We start from the raw sequence: 306 nt of genomic DNA on the forward strand, positions 1-306 counted from the left end.
CCAAATACAGGTGAAAAACCAAATACGGGTGAAAAGCTAAATACAGGTGAAGATAAATCAAAAGTTTTAAAAACAAAGAAGAATTCGAGAGAAAATAGAGAGATATTACCAAAAACAGGGGGCGGAATTTCTATAGAATTATATATGGGCATACTTTTTGTAATGATGGGATTAGGTTTACTTTTATTGAACAAAAAAAGTAACCAATGATGTTAATTTTCAGGTGGTAGATAAAGTGAAACTATAATCAGTGGGGTTTTTCTTCATCCCCCACTGATCATTAGTTGAACTAATCGGGCTTTTACG

The 306-nt window shown here is 32.7% G+C and carries 1 protein-coding gene; it reads left to right on the plus strand.

Features of this window, described 5'->3' with window-relative positions; genetic code table 11:
- Positions 1-210, plus strand: a 210-nt coding sequence (locus tag V7024_RS08620) for an LPXTG cell wall anchor domain-containing protein (protein WP_335518341.1), incomplete at its 5' end; no start/stop codon positions are given.
- Positions 211-306: the final 96 nt, after the last annotated feature.

The sequence above is a fragment of the Bacillus sp. JJ864 genome (assembly GCF_036963045.1).
Lineage (GTDB): Bacteria > Bacillota > Bacilli > Bacillales > Bacillaceae_G > Bacillus_A > Bacillus_A pseudomycoides_C.